Origin of the sequence: Chryseobacterium sp. PMSZPI (assembly GCF_002835665.1) — a bacterium.
In the GTDB taxonomy this organism is placed as follows: domain Bacteria; phylum Bacteroidota; class Bacteroidia; order Flavobacteriales; family Weeksellaceae; genus Chryseobacterium.
Window position 1 is genome coordinate 169,802 of the sequence record NZ_PIZV01000002.1, and the last position, 9,295, is coordinate 179,096.

Below are 9,295 nucleotides of genomic sequence, written 5' to 3' on the forward strand. Positions count from 1 at the left end.
AACCTTATAAAATATGATTTTTGAAAATGAAACTTTACAACATTCCGGATTGAATGATAAAAATAATGCAATAGAAAATGAATCTTTATTTCCGGTTATTATCAATTCATATGGAGTTATGGCTTTTTTAATCAAGTCATTAGAAAAGATTAAAAACAATGCAAAATGTGAGGTTCTTAAAGGAGTGGTAGATACTTATATGCAAGAATACCTCCTCAATATCCGTGAGTTTCATACTCAACACACCAAAGAAATTAATACCATGGATACTGAAATACGATATGAATCACCTTCATTTACTTTATACGCCAAAACTGCTTATTATAAAGTTTTAAAAGAAGAGGAATATATCATGAAACTCCTTGATGTTCTTGAGAATGCCAAGACAGATTAATTTCTGTATCGAACCTTTATAAACTGCTTTTCCATACACCAACCACCAAAAGATTATGAATATGAACACCAACGAACAAAACAACAAAAAAGCAGACCAACTTAAATTTCATACTACTTCTAACGAGGATGAAAAGCTAACCACCAATCAGGGACTGAAAATTAATAACAATCAGGATTCCTTAAAAGCGGGAGAAAGAGGCCTCTCATTGTTGGAAGATTTTATTCTGAGAGAAAAAATTACTCATTTTGATCATGAAAGAATTCCTGAAAGAGTAGTACACGCACGAGGTTCCGGAGCGCACGGTATTTTTAAACTCACCAAAAGTCTTGCAGAATACTCCAAAGCGAAATTTTTAACAGAATTAGGAAAAGAAACTCCTGTTTTTGTAAGATTCTCTACAGTTGCCGGAAGTAAAGGCAGTACCGATCTGGCAAGAGATATAAGAGGGTTTGCAGTAAAGTTTTATACTGAAGAAGGGAATTATGACCTGGTAGCGAACAATATACCTGTATTTTTTATTCAGGATGCTATTAAATTCCCGGATCTTATTCATGCTGTAAAACCGGAGCCTGATAATGAGATTCCACAAGCTGCTTCTGCCCACGATACATTCTGGGATTTTATTTCTCTGATGCCTGAAAGTATGCACGTTATCATGTGGCTGATGAGTGACAGAGCAATTCCGAGAAGTTTAAGAATGATGGAAGGATTTGGAGTACACTCTTTTAAATTCGTGAATGAAGAAGGAAAGGTTCATTTTGTGAAATTTCATTTTAAACCGAGACTAGGAGTACATTCTGTTGCCTGGAACGAGGCTCAGATTATTTCCGGAGTAGATTCTGATTTTCATAAAAGAGATCTTTGGGAAGCTATTGAAAATGGCGACTATCCGGAATGGGATTTCGGGGTACAGTTAATTCCGGAAGAAGATGAGCATAAGTTTGATTTTGACCTTCTCGATCCTACCAAGCTGGTTCCCGAAGAAGAAGTTCCTGTAGAAATTGTTGGAACGCTAACGCTGAACAAAAACCCGGATAACTTCTTTGCTGAAACGGAACAGATTGCTTTCCATCCCGGACATATTATCCCCGGAATAGATTTTACCAACGATCCGCTGTTGCAAGGACGATTATTTTCATATACGGATACTCAATTATCAAGGTTAGGTTCTCCAAATTTTCACGAAATCCCAATTAACAGATCGATTAATACCGTTCATAATAATCAGCGGGATGGGCATATGAGACAGCAGATTGTAAAAGGGAAAAGCAGTTATGATCCTAATTCTACGGGTGGCGGATGTCCTTTTCAGGCAATGATGTCTGAAGGAGGTTTTACATCACAGCAAGAAAGAGTTTCAGGAGCTAAAATCAGAGAAAGAAGCAACAGCTTTGTCGATCATTATTCTCAGGCAAAACTATTCTACAATAGCCAGTCACTTCCGGAAAAAGAACATCTTCAGAATGCCTTTATTTTTGAATTATCCAAAGTGACATTACCTGAAGTGAGGGAAAGATTGGTAGGACAACTGGCATATATAGATAGGTCTCTGGCATGGAAAGTAGCACAGAAATTAGGCGTTGAAGTGAAAAAACTGGAATGGCCCAACCAGAGCTTACCTGCAGACAGTAATATTGTAGAGCTGCAAAGTGAAGAAAAAGAACCGAAAACAAAGATTTCCGAAGCATTAAGTATGCGGAATACTGTTAAAAATACTATTAAAAGCAGAAAAATAGGATTCATTGTAGCCAATGGAGTTGATGCAGGTGTTGTAAATGACCTGAAAGAAGCTCTTGAAAAGGAAGGAGCAAGAATAGAGTTTATTGCACCAAATCTGGCTAAGGTAAAAACTAATGACGGTTCAGAATTGACTCCCAAACATTCTCTGACAAGCACTGCCAGCGTATGTTTTGATGCCTTTTTTATTGCTTCCGGAGAAGAATCTGCAAAAGAGCTGATGATACCGGAGAACAAACATCTTGTATTGCATTTTATTAATGAGGCTTACAAACATTGTAAAGCGATTTACTTTGGGACAGATACCGAAGTCCTTTATCAAAATAGCAATGTTGCTTCTAAAAGGCATGAAGATCCGGCTATTATTACATGGGAAGATAGAACTCCAATGCAAAAATTCATTCAGGCGATTGAAAAGCATAGAGTCTGGGAATTGGAAACAGAAAGAAATATGCAAAATTAATGTAGCCTTCACACCACACATTATATTCAATGAAAGCTGCTGTTTGTATTTCATTCGGCAGCTTTTTTTTCAGTCTGGGATTTCAAGAGTTACCCGTTAAACAATTTAAAGAAAGTATTATGGAATTTCAAAAGAATCTTCTCGACTATATAAGTCAATCCCTGATGACGACAGATGAAACCATTTCAATAGCAGAAAGTGTCACATCAGGATGTTTACAATTGGCATTTTCGCAAATGCAGAATGCTTCAATGTTCTATAAAGGAGGTATGACAGCTTATACATTACCGGAAAAAGTGAAATTATTGAAGGTTAATAAACAAGAAGCTGAAGAATGCGATTGTGTCTCTGAAAATATAGCTGAAACAATGGCATTAAGTATTGCCAGATTATATGAATCTGATTGGTCTATTGCTACTACAGGTTATTGTACTCCAATCCGAAATTCAGATTATAAAATTTTTGCCTATTTCTCATTTTCATACAAAGGCGAAATCATCCTTACCAAAAAACTGGAATTGCATCCCAAAACACAAGCCCTGAATGCTCAGCTTTATTATACGGAATTTATTTTAGGATGCTTTAAAAGTGAGCTCAACAGACTTTTAATCTTAAAATAAAAACTAATGGAACGAAAACATCAATATGTCCTGATTACCGGTGCTACCAGTGGTATAGGATACGAATTGGCAAAACAATTTGCCCGAAATGGTTATGATCTTGTTATTGTGGCCAGAGATCACGAAGAATTAAGTAAAAAAGCAAATGAATTTAAGGAATATGGAATCAATGTTGTCAGCATTTCAAAAAATTTATTCCTGCAAGAAGAAGCCTATTCCCTTTATTCAGAATTGAAAATGAATGGGATAAGCCCTGAAATTCTGGTAAATGATGCAGGACAAGGAGTTTATGGGAAATTTCAGGATACAGATATTCATAGAGAATTAGATATCATCAATTTAAATATCATCTCGGTTATTATTTTGACCAAACTGTTTATTAAGGACCGGTTGTCCAAAGGATCAGGAAAAATATTAAATCTTGCTTCTGTAGCGAGTAAATTTCCCGGTCCTTGGCATTCGGTATATCACGCGACCAAGGCATTTGTGTTATCATGGTCGGAAGCAATCCGTGAAGAATTAAAAGATTCCGGAATTAGTGTGACGGCACTTTTACCCGGACCAACGAATACGGATTTCTTTAATAAAGCAGATATGAACAAAAGTAAACTGTTGGAAGATAAAGATACGCTGGCTTCACCGGAAGAAGTTGCTATTGATGGTTATCATGCATTGATGAATGGTAATGATAAAGTGATTTCCGGATTAAAAAATAAATTTTCCGTAGTCATGTCGAATCTTTCTACCGATACTATGGTAGCTCACAGAATGTCTGAAATGCAAAAACCTATGGAAAAATAACATTTGAAAACATGGGGAAATTAGATGGTAAATCGGCCTTGATTACCGGTGCCGATAGTGGAATTGGCAAGGCGGTAGCGCTTCTTTTTGCATTAGAAGGAGCTGATATTGCCATTATTTATCATTCTAGTGAAAAAGATGCTGAAAAGACAAAGGAAGAAATTGAACATCTGGGAAAAACATGTATCATTTTTAAAGGTGATATCAACGATTATGAATTTTGTGAAGAAACAACAAAGAAAGTTATTGCACAATTTGGAAAAATTGATATTCTGATTAATAATGCCGGAGTGCAGTTTCCTGCCGAACATATTGAAAAGCTTGAAGAAAAGAATATTAGGAAAACCTTCGATTCCAATATTGTTGGAATGATCTTATTGACAAAAGTTGTTTTTTCAAACCTGAAAGAAGGAAGCAGTGTGATTAATACAACATCCGTTTCTGCTTATCAGGGGCATCCCGAGTTGCTGGATTATTCAGCAACCAAGGGTGCCATTGTTTCTTTTACACGCTCTTTGGCTTTACAAGCAAAACCGAAAGGAATCCGTATTAATGCTGTAGCTCCAGGGCCGGTAGCGACACCACTTACGGAAAAAACCTTTGATGAAAAGAAAGAGAACCTTAATAAATCTCCTTTAGAAAGGAATGCTACTCCTGAAGAGGTTGCTTTTAGTTTTCTGTTTTTGGCAAGCGCAGACGCGGCTCAGATTACAGGGCAAGTACTTCATCCTAATGGAGGAATGATTGTAAATGGATGATTGGATTGTTAAACTTTAATATTTTTCATTATGTATAGAGACGGCGCAAGAAAAAGTATATGGCAGGATGAGATCAAGAAATTTTCAACGGAGCCAGACCTTTCCCGGTTATTTGATGTTGTTATAGTAGGAGGTGGAATTACAGGTGTTTCTACGGCTTTGAAGTTACAAGAATCCGGCAAACAGTGTATTATTTTAGAGGCTGCCAATATCGGCTATGGAACAACAGGGGGGACAACAGCTCACTTGAATGATTTTTTTGATACAACCTTTACTCAGGTCATTCGGGATTTTGGATTGGAAAATGCCAAATTATATGCAGAATCGGGAAAAGATGCCATTGATATTATTGAGAATAATATTGATACTTATAAAATAATTTGTGATTTCACGAGAAAGGCAGCATATCTTTTTGCTTTGGATGATCAACAGGAAGAACAATTGAAAAGCATTGCTGAGGGAGCTGCTAAAGTAGGACATGAAATGATCTATGTAAACGATATTCCGTTTCCAATTCCTTTTAAAGAAGCTGTTCGTATTCCTGGCCAGGGGCATTTCCATCCGATAAAATACATTAAAGGACTTTGCAAAATTTTTATAAATCTGGGAGGGGAAATTCAGGAGAATTGTCGTTGTGAAGATTATGATGAACAGGAAGGTTATGTGATTTTAAAAACATCAAAAGGAGAAATAAAAGCTAAAAACGTTGTGTATGCTACACATATACCTCCGGGAATAAACCTTCTCCACTTTACCAATGCTCCATATCGGAGTTATGCTATGGCTTTTACTCTGAAAGATGATCAATACCCTTGGGAATTGGGATATGACCTTTGTGATCCTTATCATTATTTCCGGATTCAGGAATATGATGGTGAAAACCTTCTCATTGCGGGTGGGGAAGACCATAAAACAGGACATAGTGACGATACAGGAGAGCATTTTTCAAAACTTGAAAATTATGTCCGAAAACACTTTAAAGTTGAAACGGTGTATTACAGCTGGTCAAGCCAGTATTACGAACCTGTTGACGGACTACCGTATATCGGAAAACTTCCGGGAAGTAAGGGAAAAACTTTCGTAGCAACAGGTTTCAGGGGAAACGGAATGATATTCGGAACCCTTTCTTCACAGATTCTTCATGATTTGATTCTTACGGGGAAAAGTAAATATAAAGATTTATTCAATCCCTCAAGGATAAAGCCAATTGCTGGATTTTCCGATTTTGTAAAAGAAGCTTCCGGTGTTGAAGTTCGTTGGAACAGCGCTGAGTTGAGCTGGGATTGCCCTTGTCATGGTTCGAGATTTAATGTTAACGGAAAAATACTGGGCGGACCGGCTACAAAGGATTTACAGAAAGTATTTCCTTATCAAAAAAAGGGTTGATCTTGAAATTCTATGTTTAATTTTTAATTAATTTAGGCTTCGTTTTCATCACCGTAAAATAAGATGAGGTAAACGCTGAAAGACTTTGATATCCCACTTTATAGGCTACTTCACTTAAAGTGTATTGTTGGGTGTCTATGAGTTCAATACTTTTTAAAATTCTCGTTAACTGATGGTATTTTTGTAAGGTAATTCCTGTTTCATTTTTAAAGATTCTTTGAAGACTTCTGACAGACATTTGTGCTTTTTCTGCCAAAGAATCAATATCCATATTATACTTAAAATTGGAATTGATATCCTGACATACGGGAATGAGTCTGTTATCGGTCGGAACGGGAATTTCCAAGCTATGACTTTCTTTGCAGAAATTAGGAAGACTTTTTAATATAGCTTTAAAAAAAATATCCTGTTCTTCATTTTCAATCAGGGATTTATTCCATTTTGAAGCATATAATAACATTTCTTTAAGAACGGCAGGAACAGCAAATACCTGAACATTCTGATAAAACTCATCTTCAAATACAGATTTAAATAAGAATACGGTAAGATTTACCGTTTGAGCCTCCGAAGTTATTTTGTGCGCTTTTCCTGATGGGACCCAAATTACATGATATTGTGGAACCAGATAAATTTTTTGATCAATATGAAAATACTGATAGCCATCTTCCACGAAACTAAGCTGGGCACGATGGTGTATATGTTCATAATCATCATGTTTCCAGTTTTTTTCACGCCATACATAAGCTTCCTTTTCTATGGTGTCTACAAACTGACTTTCGGCTTTTTCTGTTAATCCACATTTCATGTTGTCGTTTTGGATGTATTTTTTGGCAAATTTAATAAAAACGCCAATACTAATTTTGTAACATGATTAGAAGATCATTTCATTGATTTTATTTTTTTAATCTAAAAACTCTGTGTAAAAAAATAATCCGAACAAAATAAAATTATATCTCATTCATAATGAAAAAACTATGCTCTTTTTTTATTTTAATTTTACTATTCAATAACATCAACATCATGGCACAAAATAAAGCTAAAATATTGGTACTTATCCATTCAGATAATGGAGGAACTTACGAACTGGCTAAAGAAATAGCAAAAGGAATTGAAAGCGAAGGCAATGGAGTATCCTACATTAAATTGGTAAAAGCCTCTCAAAACCCTAAAATAAAGGATCTTCCTATAGCAACAGTGGAGGAATTGACGGAATATAACGGTATAGCCTTTGGTTCTCCTGTTTATTTTGGCAATATAAGTACAGGAATGAGTGAGTTTTTATCCAAAACTGTTCAATTGTGGACCAATCATGCATTGGAAGGTATTCCGGCTACTGTTTTCATGTCGGCGGGTAGTGGAGCAGGAAAAGAATTGGCTCTTCAGGCATTCTGGAATAGTCTGGCAGTCCATGGAATGATATTGGTTTCTAACGGAATCAGAGGTACTGAGGATCTTAATAAAGCAATTCCTCAGGGGAATTCTGTGCTGGGAATTACCAGTATGGCATCGTTAAAGGATGTAGAACGTCCTACAAAAGGAGAACGGTACTTAGCTGAACTTCAGGGAAAAAACTTTGCAAAAGTAACGCTCGCTTTAAAGGATACCCATTCTAAAAAAACAACTGCAATTGTTCAAAATCACCGAAATTTTAATGAAATTTTGAAGGAAAAGAATATTGTTCTTCCTCAAGTGCCTAAACCGGCAGGAAATTATCAACCTTTTGTTCGCTCCGGTAATCTGGTATTCATCAATCAGGTAGCGCTAAGAGACGGGAAAATAGTAAACCCGGGAAAATTGGGTGTGGATGTAAATGAACAGCAGGTAAAAGACGCTACAAGGCTAACCATGTTGAACGTTATTTCCGTATTGAATGAAGCCGTAGGAGGTGATCTAAGCCGAGTGAAACAATGTGTACAACTTACAGGGATTTTTAATACTAAAGATGATTATACGAAACATGCTGATTTGATGAATGCTGCTTCAGATCTAACGGTTGAGGTTTTTGGAGATAAAGGGAAACATGCAAGAGCTACGCTGGGAGCTTCATCTATTCCCGTTAATTCTTCTGTGGAGATTCAGGCTGTTTTTGAGGTGGAATAATTATTTAAACTATAAATTGGGTAAATGAAATTGCATATTTGATGGGTTGGTTTATTGAGAATTTTTGATTTTCTCACGCTGATTTAGCGGATTACGCAGATACTTGTAAAATCTGCGTAATCTGTGTATTCTATGATCTGTGATGTCAACTATTTTTGTTGCCACGAATGCACGAATTATTTTATTGATGTATTGATAGCAACGCAATACTGATTAAATGGTTGCATTTCCTTCAATACCATCCGAATTATTCGTTTTATGTCCGGTAACGGCAGAAGCTACAAAGTTGAATAAACTTACCAGTTTTCCTGCTTTGGTATCCCAATAATAAGTTTCCTGAGGCTCTACACGAATAATGGTTACATTGGGATCATCTTTACCATCAAACCATGCTTTGGCTAAAGGAGACCATTTCTCTTCTATCGTTTCTTTGTCCTTATAAACGGATGCCTTACCATATACGGAAAGATATTGAGAGTCTTTGTTATTCATGAAGAACAACTGTACCCTCCGGTTTTCTTTAATTTCAAAATTCTTGTTACTGGTTCCACTGCTGATAAACCAGAGATTACCGCTGTCGTCCGTTTCCTGTAATGTCATAGGGCGGGAATTGACAGGTACTGTTTCCAATTCTGTACAGAACATACATATTTTTGCATTTTCCGACAGTTCTTTGATCTTTTTGATCGCTTCCAGATGACTGAGATTCTGTGTTGACATACTATTATATTTTAAGTGGTTGATTGAATAGTAAAAAATTCTACAGAAAATAGAATGAATTGTAATAAAATATTCAAATACCTGACCAATCAGGAAAAAAATGTGGTAGCTCCGCTTAAGTTTTGATGAGATTGCTGGAAAACGCAAGATAGAAGTGTTTTTATGATATACTGTTTATAAACGTAAAGATTTTGTCTCCGAAGAAATTTGCCACGAATACACGAATAAAACCATTAGTGTATTCTAAGACATGTGCAAATTATATCTTGTTAAATTTACAAAAGGTTCCTCTCTTTTTACCACTGCGAAGATT

The 9,295-nt window shown here is 36.1% G+C and carries 9 protein-coding genes; 7 read left to right on the forward strand and 2 right to left on the reverse strand.

Annotation, left to right across the window (positions count from 1 at the left end):
* The first annotated feature begins 13 nt into the window (after positions 1 to 13).
* From CW752_RS01005 to CW752_RS01030, 6 genes are all read left to right on the forward strand, one after another.
* Positions 14 to 394 carry a hypothetical protein gene (locus CW752_RS01005; protein WP_101237936.1) on the forward strand — a complete coding sequence of 127 codons (381 nt, stop codon included), beginning with the start codon at positions 14 to 16 and terminating at the stop codon, positions 392 to 394.
* Positions 395 to 449: 55 nt separating this feature from the next.
* On the forward strand, positions 450 to 2,597 hold the full coding sequence (locus CW752_RS01010) for a catalase (RefSeq protein WP_101237937.1): 2,148 nt from the start codon (positions 450 to 452) through the stop codon (positions 2,595 to 2,597).
* A gap of 119 nt (positions 2,598 to 2,716) precedes the next feature.
* Positions 2,717 to 3,217: a CinA family protein gene (locus CW752_RS01015; protein ID WP_101237952.1), complete on the forward strand. Its 501-nt coding sequence runs from the start codon at positions 2,717 to 2,719 to the stop codon at positions 3,215 to 3,217.
* Positions 3,218 to 3,223: 6 nt separating this feature from the next.
* On the forward strand, positions 3,224 to 4,018 hold the full coding sequence (locus tag CW752_RS01020; RefSeq protein ID WP_101237938.1) for an SDR family NAD(P)-dependent oxidoreductase: 795 nt from the start codon (positions 3,224 to 3,226) through the stop codon (positions 4,016 to 4,018).
* 11 nt (positions 4,019 to 4,029) lie between these two features.
* Positions 4,030 to 4,776 (forward strand): SDR family oxidoreductase, encoded by a 747-nt coding sequence (locus tag CW752_RS01025; RefSeq protein ID WP_101237939.1) that lies wholly within the window; start codon positions 4,030 to 4,032, stop codon positions 4,774 to 4,776.
* Between the two features lie 30 nt (positions 4,777 to 4,806).
* A complete protein-coding gene (locus CW752_RS01030; RefSeq protein ID WP_101237940.1) occupies positions 4,807 to 6,162 on the forward strand; it encodes an FAD-dependent oxidoreductase in 1,356 nt (451 codons plus the stop codon).
* Positions 6,163 to 6,178: 16 nt separating this feature from the next.
* On the opposite strand, the gene CW752_RS01035 is transcribed toward CW752_RS01030, so the two are convergent.
* Entirely contained in the window at positions 6,179 to 6,967 is a 789-nt protein-coding gene (locus CW752_RS01035; RefSeq protein WP_228401557.1) for an AraC family transcriptional regulator, read from the reverse strand.
* Between the two features lie 158 nt (positions 6,968 to 7,125).
* Here CW752_RS01035 and CW752_RS01040 point away from each other — a divergent pair, with 158 nt between their 5' ends.
* Positions 7,126 to 8,262, forward strand: coding sequence for an Atu1372/SO_1960 family protein (locus CW752_RS01040; protein ID WP_101237942.1), 1,137 nt, complete (start codon positions 7,126 to 7,128; stop codon positions 8,260 to 8,262).
* Between the two features lie 213 nt (positions 8,263 to 8,475).
* Here the strand turns inward: CW752_RS01040 and CW752_RS01045 are convergent, their stop codons facing one another.
* A complete protein-coding gene (locus CW752_RS01045; RefSeq protein ID WP_101237943.1) occupies positions 8,476 to 8,982 on the reverse strand; it encodes a pyridoxamine 5'-phosphate oxidase family protein in 507 nt (168 codons plus the stop codon).
* Between the last annotated feature and the right edge of the window lie 313 nt (positions 8,983 to 9,295).

What these genes read in the sequence shown, in the direction of transcription:
- CW752_RS01005 (WP_101237936.1), top strand. Translation starts at nt 14, where the DNA reads ATGATTTTTGAAAATGAAACTTTACAACATTCCGGATTGAATGATAAA.
- CW752_RS01010 (WP_101237937.1), top strand. Translation starts at nt 450, where the DNA reads ATGAATATGAACACCAACGAACAAAACAACAAAAAAGCAGACCAACTT.
- CW752_RS01015 (WP_101237952.1), top strand. Translation starts at nt 2,717, where the DNA reads ATGGAATTTCAAAAGAATCTTCTCGACTATATAAGTCAATCCCTGATG.
- CW752_RS01020 (WP_101237938.1), top strand. Translation starts at nt 3,224, where the DNA reads ATGGAACGAAAACATCAATATGTCCTGATTACCGGTGCTACCAGTGGT.
- CW752_RS01025 (WP_101237939.1), top strand. Translation starts at nt 4,030, where the DNA reads ATGGGGAAATTAGATGGTAAATCGGCCTTGATTACCGGTGCCGATAGT.
- CW752_RS01030 (WP_101237940.1), top strand. Translation starts at nt 4,807, where the DNA reads ATGTATAGAGACGGCGCAAGAAAAAGTATATGGCAGGATGAGATCAAG.
- CW752_RS01035 (WP_228401557.1), bottom strand. Translation starts at nt 6,967, where the DNA reads ATGAAATGTGGATTAACAGAAAAAGCCGAAAGTCAGTTTGTAGACACC.
- CW752_RS01040 (WP_101237942.1), top strand. Translation starts at nt 7,126, where the DNA reads ATGAAAAAACTATGCTCTTTTTTTATTTTAATTTTACTATTCAATAAC.
- CW752_RS01045 (WP_101237943.1), bottom strand. Translation starts at nt 8,982, where the DNA reads ATGTCAACACAGAATCTCAGTCATCTGGAAGCGATCAAAAAGATCAAA.